We start from the raw sequence: 21220 nt of genomic DNA, 5'->3' as shown, positions 1-21220 counted from the left end.
TAAAAGTACCCGATAATCCGAATGTGCAAAGATAATACGAATAAAATAAATAGTTCCCTACATTTAGAAAAAAGTCATTCATGACCTTGTTTATGGAATCCCTCAAATAGCCTCATCTATTTAACTTCTTATAGAGCAACATTACTTACCTTTGAGAAATTACAAAACCTTGTCTATTTTTAATTTGATATTTTTTAATTCTTTATTAAATTAAATAGAAATAAAAACAACAAAACTTTCATTTTAAGTTATAACAGTTAATTGCACAAATTCTTAAGTTAAAAAGAATGAAAAACATACTCCTTCTTCTATTTTCATTAATTACCACCTTTCACGTCACAGCAACCGTCCAATCAGAAAGAATAGACTTTACAATAAAAAATGCAAATCTTGATCGCGTAATCGAAATTGCCCAATCCTACTTCAATTCAAATAATGCTGAAGCTTTAAAATTAAGCTTGCAGGCCGCTGATAAAGCACTTGAATTTGAGAACATGAAACAATACGCAATCGCGAATGAATTATTAGGGAAAATATATTTGTATCAGGGAGAATTTAAAAATGCCGAAACCTGTATTAATATTTCTCTTGAATATTGGAAAAGCATGAGAGACACTCTGAAAATGAGTTTTTGCTATGGTTATTTAGGCAATTTAAACTATTCAACATGTAACTATGATACCGCAGAATTGTTTTATCAAAAAGGATTTGAATTAAAAAAATTAACCCAAGACAGTATTAATTTCAGTTTTAGCTACAATGCCATTGGCAATATAAAATTAGAAAACTGCAGGTACAATGAAGCATTAAAAAATTACCATAAGGCATTGGAGCTAAATATACGTTTTAAGAACAATTCAGGCATTTGCTACACCCACAATGCATTGGGAAATGCTTATTTTGAAATTAATGATCTGGAATCATCAAAAAAACATTTCGAAAAAGCGCTGGAAATTGGCAAAGAAAATCATCTCGACAAAAATATTGCATATACTTTAAACCATCTGGCAAAACTGCACAACAGATTAAGCAATAGAATTACAGCCATTGATCTATACAATGAATCGTTACAAATCAGCAAAAAACTATTGTCGAAAAATGGGATAGGACTGTCATATATGGGGATTGGCGAGGTCTATCAATCCCTTATGCAGAATGACAAAGCTTTAGAATATCTGCATAAAGCACTAAAGCTTTTTGAAGAACTTGGATCTCAAAAAAATATTGCGAATTGCTACTTAAACATTGGTATGGTTTTATATGAAATGAAGGATCACACCATGGCTCGGGAAAAGTTTCAAAAATCAATAGAAATAAACGAACGAATCGGATATTTAAAAGGCAGTGCCGATGCTTATCGCAAAATAGGGAACACCTATTACCAAGAAAAAAATTACCCTCTTAGTCTTGCCAGCTATAATAAATCGCTTTCCATTCAAAGAAAAATAGGCAATTTAAAAGGAATCGCATCCTGTTATACAAATATCGGTTTAATTCATGTAAAAAGAGATAGTTTGGCGTTAGCCATGGATGTTTTCAACAAGGCAATTGTTATTAATATGGGTATTAATAACATTGGTGGTGTTGCATCGACTTACAATAATTTGGGTGAATTATATAAGACTAAAAACAACCACAAACTGGCAATTCAATATCTGTTAAAAAGCTTTGATATAGCCTCTGAAATTGGCCGAAAAACTCTCATGGCTGAGTGTGCAAAAAATTTATCAGAGATCTATTCATCCGATAAAAATTATAAACAATCCTTGCACTATTACCAATTGTATTTTGATTTGTACAACCAAATGTACAATGCACAAATGGAAAATAGAATTGGTTGGATTCAGATGCAAAACGAAAGAGAAAAACGAGTAACTCTGGAAAAAATTTTCGCCAATGAAAAATCAATCGAAAAAGAAAAATTAAATAAACAATCCCTTATCAATTCATTTTTAATAGTAATTGTAGTTCTCATTCTGCTCTCAACAACATTAATTTACAGACTTTACCTTGCTGTAAAAAAGGCAAATAAGAAATTAACCAACGAAATTACGGTACGAAAAAAAGCAGAATTACAGCTAGAGGAGAATCATCGAAATCTTGAGAATCTCGTAAAAATACGGACGATTGAATTAATTAAAGCAAAAGAAAAAGCAGAACAATCGGATCAATTAAAATCCTCCTTTTTAGCGAATATGTCTCATGAAATTAGAACTCCAATGAATGCTATTATTGGGTTTTCTAAACTGTTGACGATGACCAATTCTTCAAAAAAACAAAACCATTACACTTCAATTATTTATGAGAACGGACATATTTTACTCACTCTTGTCAACGATATCATGGATATTTCGATGATTGAATCAAAACAGTTGAAAATTAAAAAATCAAATTTCAAGGTTTATCCAATGCTTGAAGAATTAAAAAGCATTTTCGATGAGCTTAAATATGCTGACAAAAAGAATCATATTGAATTTACCATTCACTACAATGATATACCTAAAGATCTGACAATTAACTCCGACCGGGTTCGAATAAAACAAATTCTAATAAACCTCCTGCGAAACGCTTTAAAATTCACAAAATCGGGTCATATTGATTTTGGCATCGAATTAATTGAAAACAAAATACGCTTCTTTATTAACGACTCAGGCATTGGTATTCCGTACGAAGATCAATCTTTAATTTATGATCGATTTAGACAGGCAAGTAATAATTCTGCAGAGCACGGAGGTACAGGTCTGGGATTAACAATTTCAAAGAGTTTGGTTGAATTACTAAATGGTAATATTTGGTTTACATCGAAACCGAATGTAGGAAGCCAATTTTATGTGGATCTTCCTTTCCAATCAAATCCCATTAAGATAAGTTCCGAAACTTCAGAAGACGATAAGGAAACAGATTTTACCGGAAAAAAAATATTAGTAGCAGAAGATAAAAAATCAAATTTCCTTTACATTAAAGAAGTACTCCGGAAAACAAATGCAGAAGTAACCTGGACAAAAGATGGGGCTGAAACAGTTGAGCAGTTTAAATTAAATCATTTTGACTTGGTATTGATGGACATTCAATTACCAAAAATTGACGGATACGAGGTTACTAAGAAAATAAAGCTGCAAAACCCACATGTGCCTGTAATTGTTCAAACTGAATTTAACCATCAGAATGAAGAGAAAAAAAGTTCAGAATCGGGCTTTGATGACTTCATAATAAAACCCTATACCGGGAGTAAACTTCTTCGTATCATATCACAGAATCTATCTTAAAATGTTCTTTACCAACTCTCAAATGCTTGATTCCACTCATTATTATTTTTGATAATAAAAAATCCCCCCATGAAAAAAGCAATTCTACCATTATTTATTATCATCACTCTAATAGTAAGCAGTTTTATTTTATATCCTGATGCAGAAAACAAATCTGATTATGCAATTGTAATTCATGGCGGAGCCGGAACTATACTGCGTAAGGATTTCACTCCTGAAAAGGAAACACAGTATAAAAAAGTACTTCAAGAGGCTCTCCAAATTGGTGATTCCATATTAAGAAATGGCGGAAGCAGCCTTGATGCGGTTGAAAAAACAATTCGCATTCTAGAAAACTCGCCCCTGTTTAATGCTGGTAAAGGTGCAGTATTTACCAATTCCGGAAAGAACGAACTTGATGCCTCAATTATGTGGGGAAAAGATTTAAACGCAGGAGCAGTAGCTGGCGTTGATGATATAAAAAATCCTATTAGTGCAGCCAGAAAAGTCATGGAAAATTCAGAACATGTAATGCTGAGCGGCCACGGTGCTTCTGAATTTGCTAAAACACAAGGTCTGGAAATAGTTGACCAGAGTTATTTTTTCACACAAAACAGATGGGATCACCTGCAGGAGATCCTTAAAAAAGAGAAAGAAATGACTCCGGAAGATCGTCACGGTACAGTTGGATGCGTAGCTTTGGATAAGGATGGAAACCTAACGGCCGGAACGTCTACGGGAGGTATGACGAATAAGCGTTTCGGACGTATCGGAGACTCTCCCATTATTGGTGCAGGTACTTATGCCAACAATGCAAGCTGTGCAGTTTCATGCACTGGTCACGGCGAATTTTTTATTCGATTAGGTGTTGCTAAAGATATTTCATCGATGATGGAATACCAAAATATTAGTTTGGAAGAGGCCAGCAACAAAGTTATTGATAAATTGACTAAAATTGGAGGAACCGGTGGAATAATCGGCCTTGATAAAAACGGCAATATTGTAATGAAAATGAATACGGATGGTATGTACAGAGCTTATTCCAATTCAAAGGGGGAAACTGAGATATTGATCTATAAATGAGAATAATTTATTTTGCGGAATGAATATTTCAAGCTAAATTAAACTTAGTCAACAATCACACAAAAAAAATTAAGCTATGAAGATAAACCTTAACGGAAAATGGAAAAATCAGTACAATTCAGAAATGGATCTAACTGTTACAGAAAATCGTGTAAGCGGAACATTTCAAACTGCAATAGGGCAACCCAAATTCGAAGAGAAATTTGAAATTACAGGAAAAATCAATGCTAATGTTATTGCATTTATGGTAGATTTTGAAAAGTACGGATCTTTGGCTTGTTGGACAGGTCGTTTTGAACTGGACGAATCCGGACCTGTAATTCACACCATGTGGCATTTGTCACAGAGTGAAGGTGGTGAAGAAGAACAGCTTGCCAAAGCAATTCTTACAGGAGTGGGAACTTTTAGAAAACCATAGGATAAATTAAAGGGCTAATTAATTAGCCCTTTTCATGTATCTTAAATTAGACTGCAACATCTAAATTATCAATTTTACCGAGTAAATTGTGTGTTGAATCTAACAAATCATCGTATATGGACTTATAATGATTCTTGATTTCTTTTGTTGTTTTACCACTTAATTTTTCATTAATGCGCGCAATATATTCATTTCGTGACGCTGTCGCCTCATTCATGATAACATACACGTCTTCCGAATTTTCACGTCCAAAAAAATTCAAATGAATGATACCTCTCATTAATATCTCGTTTGTTAGGAAATTTATGTCTTTTTTAAAATTTCTTTTGCTTGCCATAATTAAAATTTTAGATTTTGATGATTGCTAAATTACTAAAAATACCAAGAGTATGCATTCCAAAATTTATAATTCACACACATATTTTATAATCTTGAAATCATTGCAATTGGTGAGCAAAAAAAGTTTATTTGTAGTTGTAAATCTACATTAAGAACAGAGGCTGTTGATTATGAGTGAGTGTTTCCATTACATTTTTCTGAAAAATGAAAAAGCAAAACCTGCTAAAGATTTTAATGATAAAATCTTTTTGCGGGGAATAAGCCTGTATGAAGTTATTCGGGTCGTTTCCGGGAGAGCTTTATTTCTTGAATCACATTTTCAACGATTAACAAATTCAGCGACTTGCCTTGAACAGAACCTTTGGTTAAACCTGAATCAAATTAAAGAAAGCATATCTAATTTAATTGCATTGAACGATTCCCAAAACGGCAATATCAAATTAGTATTTCATATCGACGGTGAAAATAAAACTTTTCTGGCCTATTTTATTCAGCATTATTATCCCAACGAAGATCAGTATAAAAATGGTGTTAGAACTCTTGTTCATCAGGCTGACCGACCAAAACCAAATGCTAAAGTATACAACCACTCCCTTCGTTCTACAATCAATAATTTAATTAAAGAAGCTGAAATCTTTGAAGTACTGCTCCTAAACTCTATGGGAAACATTACTGAAGGGAGTAGATCTAATCTTTTTTTTATTAAAAACAATGAGTTACATACTGCTTTAGATACAGATGTTTTACACGGAATTATTCGTAGTAAAGTAATTGAAGCTGCTGAAGAACTTAAAATTCCTATTCAAAAACACTCCATTAAATATGATGATTTACCAAGTTTTGAGGCTGCCTTTTTAACTGGCACATCATTACAGATTTTACCAATAAAAAGAATCAATTCAATTAGTTACTCAAGCTCTCATGAAATTATTGGCAGGTTATCTGAAGTTCTTCGAACTAAAATCAGTGAATATTTAAAGTAAATATCCTATTGCTTAGGAAATCCTATCACCACTTTAGTTCCACTTGGAAATCCTTTTTCATCTGTCAAGTCTTCAATAAAATATTCATATATCCGACCATTACTCAGAACTTTATTCAATAATTTAATTCTATCCTGTGTAATAATCATTGTTTTATGATGGACTTTAATATTCGAATCCTCGTGCAGGTCTTTGGCCTTTTTTCGCCCGACACCATTATCTTTAATAATACATCTTAAATACCCATCCTGCTCAATCTCAAAATTCACATCAAGACTTCCCTTTGTCTCCAATGCTGCAAACCCATATCTTATTGCATTTTCCAAAAATGGTTGTATTAGCATTGGCGGCAATTTAGACTTAAAAGGATTAATTGCTGTATTTGCAGTTATTTTATATGAAAATTTATTAGAAAACCGCATCTGCTCCAACTTCAAATAAAGTTGTAAATAAGCAATTTCATCCGATAAAGAAATAAAATCCTTATTTGCATTTTCAATCTTCTTTCGCAGCACATTCGAAAAATCTGAAAGATATTCCAGGGCACTCTCTTTTTTCTCTTCCAAAATATAACTCTGTATTGAATTTAAAGAATTAAAAATAAAATGCGGATCTAACTGATTTTGCAAAGATTTCATTTTCAACCCAATAACCCTATTCGATTGTTTAATCCTTTCCTTTTCTCTTTTTCGAATAAAATACGCATAACCCCACATGGCGACATAAACAAGTCCTCCAAAAATCAAGCTCAACAATATGATGAACCACCACATTTTCCACCACGGAGTCTTCACAATAATATCAAAAGAAGAAGGAATAGTAACACCTTCGCTTAAGTGTTTTCCTTCCACTTTTAAAGCGTAATTACCACTTGGCAAATGAGAAAATACAGCATCTGAGGAAGAACTCCAATTTGACCATTTCTCATCAAATCCATCTAATAAATATCTGAACCTAACATTTGATATATTCTGGCAAAAATCCATTCCAAACGTAAAAGCTAAATCATTCTCACCATAATTTAACTCAATTGGTGAATTAGTCCATTCATCTGCCAGTGAACTATTAGGCATCCAATCTTCACCATGGATTTGTGCCGAAAACCATAAATTCCCTTTTTCGTCTTCACAAATTGAGTTAATTCTTTCTCCCTGCAGTCTTGAAAGTTCTTTCCGAAACTTAATCTCTTCACCAATAAATTCAAACAGTACTGCATCGGCAGCAAACCAAACCAGCTCTCTTGAATCTTGGAAAATATCAAAAACAATATTACTGAGAAGTCCATCAGCAATTGAAAAGTTCCTTGTTGATTGTAAATATGCTTTTACACACATTGGCATCCCAACAAAAAATAATATGATCAAGAATAATACTCTTCGGATAAAAATCATTCTGCAATAATAGTAAATAAGAACAAATTAAAAATGTGTCAAATGTGCCAAATGTGTCAAGTGTTATTAACAACTACTTATTTACTGAAAAATTGCATTAAACATGCTTGAATAATTACTACTCAGGATACTTTATCCACATCAAAATCAAGCCAAAGCATAAGTTTGCTTATTTACGATGATTCTGAATTACAAATTACAAGTATGATTTCACAAGAATTAAAGTCAAAAGATTAACAATTTTCAATTTGTTTCGTATTTAATTTATGATTTTAAAACATAAAAAGGCTCAATTTTAAATTGAATTTGTAAACCATTCATATAATTTCACTTCTTTTGTTCTCTTAATTACCAATTGAGAAAAATTATTTTATGAAATATACTTTTACTGCAACAAATTTAGCGAAGCTTAGCGAAGAGTATTCTGAGAATCAAAATTTTGTTCTTACTACGCTCCCACGGTTAAAAATTCTTCATGCAATAAAAAAAGACCTAAATGCCATTACTAATTTGGAATGGAACATAGAATACAGTCCTGTCAATATAAATATGAACCGCATAACAATCCACTATAAAAATCAAACATGTAAAGATTTCAATTTTTTTTATGAAATCCCGCTTTCCTTAAATTTTGAACTACGGGTTTATCTTTCCAACTCATCCATCCATTTTATTGATTTGTACAATTTTCTTCTTGAAAAGGAAATCCTGACCAAAGATCAATTTTCGATAAAAGCGGCTTATCATACTATTCCACATTTCATAATCAACAAAAAAACCAAGCGTTACGACATAAACATCATCAATAAATATTCTTATACAAATGAGTTTAATAAAAACTTAATTGATGAAAATGTGAAGAATGATATTCAATCCGGTTTTGAAATATTTAATCCGGTTTTTGACCAAATAATAGAACAATTCAAAATTTGAGTTAATTTTAGAATATGAATTTAAGGCCTTTAAAACAAAAACAAAATAATCTTAGTATTAGTAGAGCCTACTTTTTACTATTTCTTGTCTTAACGGTAAGCTTTCTTGTTGGAATAGGAGGCATTTGGATCTATAAAGAAGTCTCAAAATTCACAATTGAATCAGAAGCACTTAGAATTAAATCCATCGCTCACCAAAAGAAATTGCTGATAAGCAAAACCGAAGAGTGTACTAATTTTATCAATTATCAAAATACTCAGGCCGAAAACAGAATTAAAAACAGACTTAAAAACTTTGTTAATCAAGCACATGCTATTGCATCAAACATTTACAGACAAAACAAAGGAAAAATATCCGATCAGGAAATAAAACGCAGAATTAAGCAAGCTATTTCCCCCATGCGTTTCTCGAATAATAAAGGATATATTTTTATTAACACCTTGGCTGGAAAAGGTATTCTATATCCTTTATCAAAAGAAAAGGAGGGACAGAATTTAATTGATTTTCAAGATCTTAATAAAAACTATCTCATTAAGAATGAAATCAACTTAATGATGTTTCAAGATGAAGCTTATACTAAATATGAAAATCCGAATAAAGTAAAAAACAAATACAATGCTTACACAAAGGTATCATATATCAAGAAATTCATACCTTACAATTGGTACTTTGGAAGCTTCTCCTTTTTAGATGACCTGCAGGATGAAAATCAAAAAGAAGCGTTAAATAGAATTAGTCAAATCAGCCTTGCTGATAATAATTCCTTCTTTGTATATAAAAAAGATGGAACCTGTCTGCTTCATAATAATACTGAGAGTATTGGGAAAAACTACCGAGACTATAAAAATGCTCTTCGCAGAAATAATGTTGAAAATCTTTTATCACACGCAAAGTTAAAAAAGGAAGGCTTTATTGAATATGAAGATCCTTATTCAAATCGAGGCACAAAGGTCTCGTATATTGCAACAATTGAAGATTGGGATTGGATAATTGGAGCAGGTATATATACAAGAGACATTGACGCAAACATTCAAACAGCTCATATTGAATTGCGGAAAACGGTTTTAAATTATATCTATCAGATTATTATTTTGATTGGAATTGCCATTCTAATCTTCTATTTCACTTCGAAATTTATTTCAAAGAAGATGAATCGAAACTTCGTTTCATTCAATAATTTTTTCCGTAAAGCATCCACTCAATCCATTAAAATTAATCCTGATGAATTGTATTTTCCGGAATTTCGGGATATGTCGAAAACAATCAACAGGATGATTGACATTCGTAGTCAGAAGGAAAAAGAATTGGAAATTGCTAAGGAACGTGCAGAGGAATCTGATCGTTTAAAATCTTCCTTTCTTGCCAACATGTCTCATGAGATACGTACTCCAATGAATGCTATTATTGGATTCTCTGAGTTATTACAAGAAGATGATATACCTTACGACACCAGAAGACAATTTTTCAATCATATAAAAAACAGTGGAAACTCCTTACTAAATTTAATTAATGATATAATCGATTTTTCCAAAATTGAATCGGGGGAGCTTAAAATCTCAAGAACTATTTTTAATTTAAATCAGCTTTTTGATGAATTGCATCAAACTTTCGAAAAAATTAAAACGGGCAAAGGGAAAGATCATATTGATCTTCAATTCCTAAAAGGCTTAAATGACGAACAATCTGTTATTTACACTGATCCTTTTCGCTTAAAACAAATTATTACAAATCTCGTTGAAAATTCGTTAAAGTTCACCGAAAAAGGCAGTGTTATAGTTTCGTATCAATTAAATGGGGGTGAAATAATCTTTTCGATAAAAGATACTGGAATTGGAATATCTAAAGACAAGCAAGATGTTATTTTTAATCAATTTAGACAAGCAGATGATTCCCATGCTAGAAAATATGGAGGAACTGGCCTGGGACTTTCCATATCAAAAAAACTGGCAAAACTTTTGAATGGTAAAATGTGGCTGGAATCTACCGTAAATGTTGGAAGCAGCTTTTTCATCAGTATTCCTTATCAGAAAAAAAAGTCTTCTGCAGTAGATTCATCATCAAATGAGGATTCTGATTTCAATAAAAAATTAGCAGGGAAAAAAATTCTGATCGTGGATGATTATAAGGTGAATCTCACCCTCTTGGAAAAAATGCTTAAAACGACGGGAGCTGAACTCATCATTGCTCAAAATGGAAAGATAGCCGTTGATTATTGCATGAATAATCATTTTGATTTGATTCTATTAGACCTTCAAATGCCAAATTTAAATGGCTATGACACATTTAAACTAATTAAAAAAGATAGCCCAAACACAAAAATAATTGCTCAAACAGCCTATGCCTTAGCCAATGAAAAAGAACAGGTTCTTAAATCGGGATTTGATGGCTTCATTACCAAACCAATTATCAAGCAGGAATTAATTGAAATTATCCACAGGATGATTTAAAAGGCTAGAATTTCGGACACTTAATTCGACCAATTTGTCTTCGGCGCCTAAGGTTTTTTTCCATAAAACCTGACGATCTGTTTTTAAACCTCATTAAAAAAGAAATTTCGTGAGCTCCTGTGTTTGTGTGTATTAATTTAGAAACCGTTTTATCGTAACTATAAGAAATCTGCCACCAATCACGAATAATTCCTAATTGCAGGATTATTGCATCGTATTCCAACTCCAAATTATCTCTGTACCACATTCCGTAAATAACAGAACCTTTTGAGAGATATAAGCCGTAATTTAGCTGTCTGTTAGTCCCTTGTTGTTGAAGCAAAAAATTAGGAGCTAAACTAAAATCAGCTCGATGCAAACCATTTCGGAAAACCGGCACGTTAACGCCACAATGCAAAGTGTATTTTCTTGGCAACTTAGAATAGTCGCTTTCATTTTTAAAAGTTTCGTCTGGTTCAGTTATATGATGAGCAGCAAACCCAATAAACCAATTTTTATAGGAAGCGATCATCCCGGTTGAGAAATCGAAATAATTCCTGCTTAAGTGATCAATAGCCCCTTCTCCTGTAAAAGGATTTATCAAGCCATTGATATAAAATTCATCAGTCTGATCCGGATAAGTAAAATTAGTATCATCCAACTTTCTTTGAATAAATGAAACCTGAAAGCCTGTTTTTATCAACAAATCACGGGACACCCGAAGTGTGTAGGAGTACATCCCACTTGCCGTTGTGGTACTAATTGTTCCATCGCCTTGTTCATCCTGCATAATCTGAAGCCCAAAACCACCGCCAAGCGCATTTACATATTGGTCGTAAGCTACGCTGTAGCTTATGTACGCTGAGTTTAACTCAGGCCACTGATTTCTGTATCCAAATGAAATTCTGGGATCGAAATCGGAACCCGCAAATGCCGGATTCAAATAAATTTTATTCGCATAGAACTGAGAGAACTCTACATCTTGTGAAAACAGATTTAAAGAATTCAATAGTAGTATAATAACACTTACTATTTTCAGTTTGTTTCTCATTATCTAAATAAGGTTACGGTGCCGTGAGCCCGTTCTTTTCCACCATAAAAAATCATCCAAACATATACGCCAATTTCGGCTTCTTCTCCTTTATAGGTTCCGTTCCAGCCATCGTATTTCAACTCATTATTACTGACGACATCTTTTCGCAACTCGAAAACCTGCTCACCCCATCGTGAATAAATATACAATTCAAAATCGGTAACCACACCTTTAAAAACAGGATAAAATATCTCATTTGGGCCTTTCCCGTTTGGTGTAAAAACATTTGGAACAACCATTTTAGGTTGTAATAATTTCACTGCTGCTGCTGATTGTGCAACACAACCAAAATCATTCATTACCTGAACAGAATAGTCGCCGGGTTCTTCAACCTCAATACTTCTCCAATCTGATCCTGTGCTCCAATAGTAAGAAGAATAACCAGAACCAGCATCTATCGTAACAGTCTGACCTTTGTAAAAGCTTAAGGTATCTGCAGCCAAACTTAACTCAGGACTAGGATAAACCTCCACATGCAAGGTATCTGTACCCATTATACCGTATACATCCCAAACACTTACGATATAATTGCCCGATTGGTTCACATTAATTGTTCTTGTTGTTTCACCGGTACTCCATTGATACCTTTCCCAGTGCCCTGGATCAAGCATAAGAGAGGTTCCCTGACAAATACCGGCATTCCCCCCCAAATTTATATTTGGAACAGGATTTACAGCTACTTTCACTTTCCCATTACCTCTGCAACCGTTCATATCTACAACATTCACAGCGTACTCTCCGTCTCGGTCCACTTTTAAAAATTGTGAGCTTTCCTGATTGTTCCACTCATACTGAACATACCCACTGCCTGCATCTAGTAAAAGAGTAGTTCCTTCAGCAATTGTAGTATCACGCCCCAAGTAAACATTCGGATTATCGTGAACAAATATTCTAATTTCATCATTCCCCACGCAACCAAAATCATCAGTAGCTTTCAATGTAAATTCACCCTCTTCGTATACATAAATTTCTTTTGTTTGTCCGCCGGGAATCCATTCTGAATGATATCCATCAGGTGCTTCAATAATCAATTCTTCACCTGCACAAATAAACAAGTCAGGCCCCAGATCAACTATAGGAAGATCATGAACAACTACATTTACAGAATCGTAACCAATACACCCATTCAAATCTCGAACCTCAACAGAATAAACACCACTACTGTAGGCCAATCTTGTCTGAGTTGTAATTCCATCATTCCATAAAAAGCTTTCGCCATCACCTATATCCAACATCACAGATTCTCCAAAACACATATCAATCTGATTTGGAAGAGAATTAATTGGCAGATGAATTATTTCTACATGTACACTATCGGAACCTAAACATCCATTCTCATTTATAATATTTAGAGTGTACCATCCGGTATCCCCTGCCTTAATTGAATAATTTGCTTCGCCCACTAGCTGAGAACCATCCTTATTCCATTGATACGAATATCCTGTTTGAACAGGACCTTCTATATATGTTGAATCTCCATAACAAACCAAATTTGTTGAGTAAGATAAATTAAAATCAAAAGCCGGGTAAAAATTTACTGTAACACTATCTGTTGCAACACATCCGTTCGCATCTGTAAAATCAACAAAGTAATTATTTGCATCAGATACTGTAATTGTTTGAGTAGTTTCACCGGTAGACCATAAATAACTGCCAATTTGAGTTCCCGCATCAAGAACTACAAAATCTCCATCGCAATGTGTTTGATCCGCTCCTAAATCTAATGTTGGATTTGTATGGATGGTTGCATTGGCATCATCCGTAGCGGAACAGCCGTTAGCGTCAGTTACTGTTACTGAATAATTGCCTGAAGTGGAAACAGTGATTGTCTGTGCACTTTCACCTGTACTCCATAAATAAGTTGAACCTGCATTGCCTGCATCAAAAGTAATTGTACCTCCGGAACAGGTCTGCTGATCGACTCCCAAATTGACGGTTGGATTCGGGTGTATTGTTGCATTGGCATCATCCGAAGCCGAACAGCCGTTAGCGTCAGTTACTGTTACTGAATAATTGCCTGAAGTGGAAACAGTGATTGTCTGTGTGGTTTCTCCTGTATTCCATAAATAAGTTGATCCTGCGTTGCCGGCATCAAATGTGATCGTATTTCCTGAGCAAGTTTGCTGATCTGCTCCCAAATTAACAGTTGGGTTGGCATGGATACTTGCATTGGCATCATCCGCAGCGGAACAGCCGTTGGCATCAGTTACTGTTACGCTGTAATTTTCACTTGTCGAAACGGTGATTGCCTGAGTTGTTTCTCCTGTAGACCATAAATAAGTTGATCCTGCATTGCCTGCATCAAAAGTAATTGTACCTCCGGCACAGGTTTCCTGATCAATTCCTAAATCAACAACTAGATTCGGGTGTATTGTTGCATTGGCATCATCCGAAGCCGAACAGCCATTGGCGTCAGTCACAACTACTGAATAATTGCTACCCGCTGAAACTGTAATCGTCTGAGAGGTTTCTCCAGTACTCCACAAATAAGTTGATCCTGCATTACCTGCATCAAAAGTGATCGTATTTCCTGAGCAAGTCTGCTGATCTGCTCCCAAATTGACGGTTGGATTCGGGTGTATTGTTGCATTGGCATCATCCGAAGCCGAACAGCCGTTGGCGTCAGTTACTGTTACGCTGTAATTTCCTGAAGCAGAAACACTGATGGTTTGAGTGGTTTCTCCTGTATTCCATAAATAGGTTGATCCTGCATTACCTGCATCAAAAGTAATTGTACCTCCGGCACAGGTTTCCTGATCCGCTCCCAAATTGACGGTTGGATTCGGGTGTATTGTTGCATTGGCATCATCCGAAGCCGAACAGCCATTGGCGTCAGTCACAACTACTGAATAATAGCCACTCGCTGAAACTGTAATCGTCTGTGTGGTTTCTCCTGTATTCCATAAATAGGTTGATCCTGCATTACCTGCATCAAAAGTAATTGTACCTCCGGCACAGGTTTCCTGATCAATTCCTAAATCAACAACTAGATTCGGGTGTATTGTTGCATTGGCATCATCCGAAGCCGAACAGCCATTGGCGTCAGTCACAACTACTGAATAATTGCCACTCGCTGAAACTGTAATCGTCTGTGTGGTTTCTCCTGTATTCCATAAATAGGTTGATCCTGCATTACCTGCATCAAAAGTAATTGTACCTCCGGCACAGGTTTCCTGATCCGCTCCCAAATTGACGGTTGGATTCGGGTGTATTGTTGCATTGGCATCATCCGCAACGGAACAGCCGTTGGCATTAGTTACTGTTACGCTGTAATTTCCTGAAGTGGAAACTGTAATACTTTGAATGGTTTCTCCCGTACTCCATAAATAAGTTGATCCTGCATTGCCTGCATCAAATGTAATGGTGCTTCCGGCACAGGTTTCCTGATCAATTCCTAAATCAACAACTGGATTCGGGTGTATTGTTGCATTGGCATCATCCGAAGCGGAACAACCGTTGGCATCAGTCACAACTACTGAATAATTGCCACTCGCTGAAACTGTAATCGTCTGTGTGGTTTCTCCTGTATTCCATAAATAAGTGGCACCAACATTTCCGGCATCAAAAGTAATTGTTCCACCTGCACAGGTCTGCTGATCTGCTCCTAAATTAACTGTTGGGTTGGCATGAATAGTTGCATTGACATCGTCTGTTGCTGAACAGCCGTTGGCATCAGTGATTGTTACACTGTAATTTCCACTCGCTGAAACTGTAATCGTCTGAGTGGTTTCTCCTATATTCCATAAATAAGTGGCACCAATATTTCCGGCATCAAATGTGATACTGTTTCCAAAACAAGTTTCCTGACCTGCTCCCAAATTGACAGTTGGATTGGCATGAATCGTTGCGTTGGCATCATCTGTGGACGAACAGCCGTTGGCATCAGTTACTGTAACGCTGTAATTTCCTAAAGTAGAAACACTGATGGTTTGAGTTGTTTCGCCGGTACTCCATAAATAAGTTGATCCTACATTGCCTGCATCAAAAGTGATGGTGCCTCCAGCACAGGTTACCTGATCCGCTCCCAAATTGACGGTTGGATTCGGGTGTATTGTTGCATTGGCATCGTCTGTTGCTGAACAGCCGTTGGCATCAGTGATTGTTACGCTGTAATTTCCTGAAGTGGAAACTGAAATCGTCTGTGTGGTTTCTCCTGTATTCCATAAATAAGTGGCACCAACATTTCCGGCATCTAAAGTGATGGTGCCTCCGGAACAGGTTTCCTGATCAATTCCTAAATCAACAACTGGATTTGCATGGATGGTTACATTGGCATCATCCGTAGCGGAACAGCCGTTGGCGTCTGTTACAGTTACACTGAAGTTTCCTGAAGTAGAAACACTGATGGTTTGAGTTGTTTCGCCTGTACTCCATAAATAAGTTGAACCTGCATTGCCTGCATCAAAAGTAATTGTTCCACCTGAACAGGTCTGCTGATCGACTCCCAAATTGACGGTTGGATTCGGGTGTATTGTTGCATTGACATCATCTGTTGCTGAACAGCCGTTGGCATCAGTTACTGTTACGCTGTAATTTCCGGAAGTGGAAACTGTGATTGTCTGTGTGGTTTCACCGGTATTCCATAAATAAGTTGATCCTGCATTGCCTGCATCAAAAGTAATTGTACCTCCGGCACAGGTTACCTGATCCGCTCCCAAATTGACGGTTGGATTCGGGTGTATTGTTGCATTGGCATCATCCAAAGCAGAACAGCCGTTGGCATCAGTGATCGTTACGCTGTAATTTCCACTTGCCGAAACGGTTATTGCCTGAGTTGTTTCGCCTGTATTCCATAAATAAGTTGATCCTACATTGCCTGCATCAAAAGTAATTGTACCTCCGGCACAGGTTTCCTGATCAATTCCTAAATCAACAACTGGATTTGCATGGATACTTGCATCGGCATCATCCGCAGCGGAACAGCCGTTGGCATCAGTTACTGTTACGCTGTAATTTCCTGAAGCGGAAACTGTAATCGTCTGTGTGGTTTCACCGGTAGACCATAAATAAGTTGAACCTGCATTGCCTGCATCAAATGTGATGGTGCCTCCGGCACAGGTTTCCCGATCCGCTCCCAAATTGACGATTGGATTCGGATGTATGGTTGCGTTGGCATCATCCGTAGCTGAACAGCCGTTGGCATTAGTTACTGTTACGCTGTAATTTCCTGAAGTAGAAACACTGATGGTTTGAGTGGTTTCGCCTGTACTCCATAAATAAGTTGAACCTGCATTGCCTGCATCAAAAGTAATTGTTCCACCGGCACAAGTCTGCTGATCCGCTCCCAAATTGACGGTTGGATTCGGGTGTATTGTTGCATTGGCATCATCCGTAGCGGAACAGCCGTTGGCATCAGTTACTGTTACACTGTAATTTCCTGAAGTGGAAACTGAAATCGTCTGTGTGGTTTCTCCTGTATTCCATAAATAGGTTGATCCTGCATTACCTGCATCAAAAGTAATTATTCCACCGGCACAAGTCTGCTGATCCGCTCCCAAATTGACTGTTGGATTCGGGTGTATTGTTGCATTGGCATCATCCGCAGCCGAACAGCCGTTGGCATCAGTCACAACTACTGAATAATTGCCACTCGCTGAAACTGTAATCGTCTGTGTGGTTTCTCCGGTACTCCATAAATAAGTTGATCCTGCATTGCCTGCATCAAATGTAATGGTGCCTCCGGCACAGGTTTCCTGATCCGCTCCCAAATTGACGATTGGATTCGGATGTATGGTTGCGTTGGCATCATCCGTAGCTGAACAGCCGTTGGCATTAGTTACTGTTACGCTGTAATTTCCTGAAGTAGAAACACTGATGGTTTGAGTGGTTTCGCCTGTACTCCATAAATAAGTTGAACCTGCATTGCCTGCATCAAAAGTAATTGTACCTCCGGCACAAGTTTCCTGATCTGCTCCCAAATTGACGATTGGATTCGGGTGTATTGTTGCATTGGCATCATCTGTTGCTGAACAGCCGTTGGCGTCAGTCATCACAACAGAATAATTCCCGGAAGTGGTCACCAAAATTCCTTGCAAGGTTTCGCCTGTGCTCCACAAATATGTAGATCCTGGATGACCTGCGTCAAACATGATGTTATTTCCATTACACTCCTCTTGGTCTGCCCCCAAATCAACAATTGGATTTGGATGAACGGTAATATTTATATCATCAGTGCCTGAACAGCCGTTGGCATCAGCTACAACAACAGAATAATTCCCAGAAGTTGAAACCGTAATAGTCTGAGTGGTTTCGCCTGTATTCCATAAATAACTCGCACCAACATAACCGGCATCCAAACTAATTGTATTTCCCTGACAGATATCCTGATCAGAGCCTAAATTCAAATTCAGGTTACTATTAATATCGACCCTCACAGTATCCAATGCAGGATTTACACAAGGAACAATTGGTTGCGCACTTAGCTCTATATCAATAAATCCATTTAAGATATCAGCACTACCAGGTGTATAAGTAGGATTCAAAATTCCAGTATTGTCAAAAAAACCATCCCCTAGACTTCTCCAGATAAATGAAGATTCATTGCTTACAACACCGCTCAAACTTGCTGACCCTGATTCACAAATGGCAAGATCTGAACCTGCATCAGCAACTACATGCTGAATAACTTCAACCGTTACATCTAATGGAATCTCAGATAATTTATACATACTAATACCATCCAAAGCAAAAGCATTATCAACCCCCGTTGTGCTTGTATTATTGATTTGAACATTTAAAGAACTTGAGCTATCGGAATAAACCAGTCTTTGATATTTATCCCAATTACAAGGAGAATTGGTACTAAAGCTTTCGATTACAACACCATTAACAGCCAGCTCAAAATCATCAAAACTATCATTCTTAAGATTTGTAATATTTAAAGTAAAGACATAATAACTATCCGGATCAACATTTATATCTTGTTCCCAAACTGTATTATTTACAGATCCACCTTCAACAACCATTACATTATCGGGAGAATTTCCAGTAACACCTGTACAACTGCTTTTATCTGATCCAAATGCCCTAGTATTACTACTAACCGTATATTTACTTGAACGGCTTCTACACGACCAACTTGAAGTACTTGAACAATAGTAGTAGTCACTTTGAAAACCTATATTCCCTAAAGTAAAATCGCCATTATTAACCAATTCCAAAGTCTCATCAATATAGAACACACGTAAATTGTATGTTGTTGTTGAATCTGGTGAAACTACAACTCTGGAAGAAAGACCATCTACATCCCAATTAAATAAGAAGTCATTTCCAGCGTAAAGCTCAACAGACTCATCTCTACAAATAATGGTATCATTTAAAGTTACATCAGGCACAGTACCCGCAGCACTTGTAATATTGACCATATCCATAGCAGAACAACCATTCATATCAAAAACACGAACAGCGTACAAACCAGGCTTATCAACATCCAGATATCTGTTTCTTGATCCATCATCCCAAATATAGAAGAAGTGACTTCCTGCATCCAATCGAATTACGTCACCTGCGTTCAAAACCTGATCAGGTCCTAAATCAACCACCGGAGGAGGAACCAAAGTCACATTAATATCATCTGTTGCATTACAACCATATGAATTTGTGACAGTAACAGAATAATTACCATCACCATACACTATAATCTCTTGTGTTGTTTCACCTGTACTCCATAGATAAGTTGCTCCTGAAATTCCCGCATTTAAAACCACTGGATTTCCTGAGCATACTGTACGGTCAGGTCCCAAGTCAATTGTTAGATTTGCATAGAAACCAACATAAACAGTATCAGTCTCAACACAATTAAAAGAATTTGTCACTTCAACAGAATAGGTTCCGGCTGTTGACACTTCAATGGTTTGGGAAGTTTCCCCTGTATTCCAAGAATAAATTGAACCTGCATTCCCCGCATCTAAAATAACATTTCCACCACCACAAGATGCCTGATTATCACCAAAACCAATAACTGGAACAGGATTCAGATTAAGAGTTAAAAAATCAGAGACAGCTCCGCAAGGAGAATTCGAATTAGCTGTCGCTGTAAGTATTACACTGCCAGTGGCTGCATCATTACTTCCCGGAGTGTAACTAGAATTAATATTTGAAGGATTTGAAAAAGTACCATCACCCGAAGTTGACCACAAGAAACCTGTTTGGTTGGAAACTTTTGCACTCAAACCTGCAGTTTCATTACCACATATAGTAATATCTGACCCCGCATCAATCATCGCAGGTTCAATTACTGTAACTGTTCTGCTGTCCGGCACTTCAACCAAAGGATTAAAAGAAATACCATCTAAGGCATAATCGTTACCACTTCGGATTAAATTTTTATTTACAATTGATATTTCAATAGATGTTTTTGTACCCGAATACCACAAAGAGTAAAACTCTTCCCAGTTACAAGTCAATCCAGCACTAGGTTCAATATAATCCCCCATTAAAACTCCATCAATCTTAAATTCCAATCGAGCCGGATTGGTTGGATGAACATTTGCAGCCCAAGTAGAAAATGCATAATATTGATTCGGATTTACCGTAATGGTCTGACTCCACACAACTACATCTTCATCAGGAGCACCATTAACAATCAGCATTTTATCCGGACTATTTCCTGTATGTCCGCTGCAAGGAGAAAAATTAGCGTGATATGCCTGAGGATTGCTGTCAACAGCATATCTTCCCTCCATCCACAAAGATTCATTATCGGAATGACTTGCTGAAGACAAAACAGGATCCGGACAATAGATATATTCACTATAAAAGCCAGTATTTCCAAGATCAAATTCACCATTGGAAATTAACTCAGTTCCTGTATCCGGAACAAAGACACGAAGATTGTATGTGGTTGTTACTGACGGAGAGACACTAATTGCAGATGAAAGTTGTCCTGTACTCCAATTGTACATATACGAACCTGTTTGTGCTTCTAAAATAACAGATTCACCAACACAAATAGTTGTATCATTAACTGGTCGTACAATTTGTGCTGTTCCAGAATAATAACTAAATCCTATAATTATCGTAACACCAATAAGCTGTAGAAATCTTTTCATATTCACTCTTTCGTTAAAAAACCATCTACTCCAAATCTCCAAGCGTCTGCCTTTTGATGAAAGGCTATTTTTTTTACTTTAATTACGCAAATTTAACGATTAAAGTTTGGCTTTTTGTCACTTGATTCACTTTGCTCTTCAAAAAAACACCTAACCAACAGGATATGAACAAATTACTCATTTGTTTAATTTTTATTAAAATGAAGACTAAATAAAAATGCGGTTGGATTTATTAATTAATAAATCTGAACAATCATAT

General features: G+C 36.2%; 10 protein-coding genes. 6 read left to right on the top strand and 4 right to left on the bottom strand.

Annotated elements, in window-relative coordinates:
- Window positions 1–287: 287 nt before the first annotated feature.
- The 3 genes from ACY0M5_RS08845 (at window position 288) to ACY0M5_RS08835 (ending at window position 4746) form a co-directional block, all read left to right on the top strand.
- Window positions 288–3266, top strand: a complete 2979-nt coding sequence (locus tag ACY0M5_RS08845) for a tetratricopeptide repeat protein (RefSeq protein WP_461631514.1) — start codon at window positions 288–290, stop codon at window positions 3264–3266.
- 69 nt (window positions 3267–3335) lie between these two features.
- Complete coding sequence (locus ACY0M5_RS08840; RefSeq protein WP_124991813.1) at window positions 3336–4328, top strand: isoaspartyl peptidase/L-asparaginase family protein; 993 nt, start codon at window positions 3336–3338, stop codon at window positions 4326–4328.
- A gap of 76 nt (window positions 4329–4404) precedes the next feature.
- Window positions 4405–4746, top strand: a complete 342-nt coding sequence (locus ACY0M5_RS08835) for an avidin/streptavidin family protein (RefSeq protein ID WP_124991812.1) — start codon at window positions 4405–4407, stop codon at window positions 4744–4746.
- A 46-nt stretch (window positions 4747–4792) separates the two neighbouring features.
- Here ACY0M5_RS08835 and ACY0M5_RS08830 read toward each other — a convergent pair whose 3' ends face one another.
- Window positions 4793–5083, bottom strand: a complete 291-nt coding sequence (locus ACY0M5_RS08830; protein WP_461631513.1) for a hypothetical protein — start codon at window positions 5081–5083, stop codon at window positions 4793–4795.
- Window positions 5084–5255: 172 nt separating this feature from the next.
- Between ACY0M5_RS08830 and ACY0M5_RS08825 the strand changes: the two genes are divergently transcribed.
- On the top strand, window positions 5256–6068 hold the full coding sequence (locus tag ACY0M5_RS08825) for an aminotransferase class IV (RefSeq protein ID WP_461631512.1): 813 nt from the start codon (window positions 5256–5258) through the stop codon (window positions 6066–6068).
- Between the two features lie 5 nt (window positions 6069–6073).
- Here ACY0M5_RS08825 and ACY0M5_RS08820 read toward each other — a convergent pair whose 3' ends face one another.
- Window positions 6074–7432 carry a histidine kinase gene (locus ACY0M5_RS08820; RefSeq protein ID WP_461631511.1) on the bottom strand — a complete coding sequence of 453 codons (1359 nt, stop codon included), beginning with the start codon at window positions 7430–7432 and terminating at the stop codon, window positions 6074–6076.
- Between the two features lie 399 nt (window positions 7433–7831).
- Between ACY0M5_RS08820 and ACY0M5_RS08815 the strand changes: the two genes are divergently transcribed.
- Together ACY0M5_RS08815 and ACY0M5_RS08810 are read left to right on the top strand one after the other, a co-directional pair.
- Window positions 7832–8392, top strand: coding sequence for a hypothetical protein (locus ACY0M5_RS08815; protein ID WP_124991808.1), 561 nt, complete (start codon window positions 7832–7834; stop codon window positions 8390–8392).
- Window positions 8393–8406: 14 nt separating this feature from the next.
- Entirely contained in the window at window positions 8407–10839 is a 2433-nt protein-coding gene (locus tag ACY0M5_RS08810; RefSeq protein WP_461631510.1) for a cache domain-containing protein, read from the top strand.
- Window positions 10840–10843: 4 nt separating this feature from the next.
- Here the strand turns inward: ACY0M5_RS08810 and ACY0M5_RS08805 are convergent, their stop codons facing one another.
- The gene (locus ACY0M5_RS08805) at window positions 10844–11869 is read right to left on the bottom strand and encodes a PorP/SprF family type IX secretion system membrane protein (RefSeq protein WP_124991806.1); all 1026 of its coding nucleotides are present in this window, start codon (window positions 11867–11869) and stop codon (window positions 10844–10846) included.
- Window positions 11869–20961: a T9SS type B sorting domain-containing protein gene (locus ACY0M5_RS08800; protein ID WP_461631509.1), complete on the bottom strand. Its 9093-nt coding sequence runs from the start codon at window positions 20959–20961 to the stop codon at window positions 11869–11871. The genes ACY0M5_RS08805 and ACY0M5_RS08800 overlap by 1 nt, the downstream gene beginning before the upstream one ends.
- Window positions 20962–21220: the final 259 nt, after the last annotated feature.

This window comes from Labilibaculum euxinicum (assembly GCF_963678175.1).
In the GTDB taxonomy this organism is placed as follows: domain Bacteria; phylum Bacteroidota; class Bacteroidia; order Bacteroidales; family Marinifilaceae; genus Labilibaculum; species Labilibaculum euxinus.
Note: the sequence above shows the minus strand (reverse complement) of the source record. Positions and strands in the feature narration are given on the sequence as shown.

Coding starts and splice junctions, on each gene's coding strand:
- ACY0M5_RS08840 (WP_124991813.1), top strand. CDS start 3,336: ATGAAAAAAGCAATTCTACCATTATTTATTATCATCACTCTAATAGTA.
- ACY0M5_RS08830 (WP_461631513.1), bottom strand. CDS start 5,083: ATGGCAAGCAAAAGAAATTTTAAAAAAGACATAAATTTCCTAACAAAC.
- ACY0M5_RS08845 (WP_461631514.1), top strand. CDS start 288: ATGAAAAACATACTCCTTCTTCTATTTTCATTAATTACCACCTTTCAC.
- ACY0M5_RS08835 (WP_124991812.1), top strand. CDS start 4,405: ATGAAGATAAACCTTAACGGAAAATGGAAAAATCAGTACAATTCAGAA.
- ACY0M5_RS08805 (WP_124991806.1), bottom strand. CDS start 11,869: ATGAGAAACAAACTGAAAATAGTAAGTGTTATTATACTACTATTGAAT.
- ACY0M5_RS08810 (WP_461631510.1), top strand. CDS start 8,407: ATGAATTTAAGGCCTTTAAAACAAAAACAAAATAATCTTAGTATTAGT.
- ACY0M5_RS08825 (WP_461631512.1), top strand. CDS start 5,256: ATGAGTGAGTGTTTCCATTACATTTTTCTGAAAAATGAAAAAGCAAAA.
- ACY0M5_RS08800 (WP_461631509.1), bottom strand. CDS start 20,961: ATGAAAAGATTTCTACAGCTTATTGGTGTTACGATAATTATAGGATTT.
- ACY0M5_RS08815 (WP_124991808.1), top strand. CDS start 7,832: ATGAAATATACTTTTACTGCAACAAATTTAGCGAAGCTTAGCGAAGAG.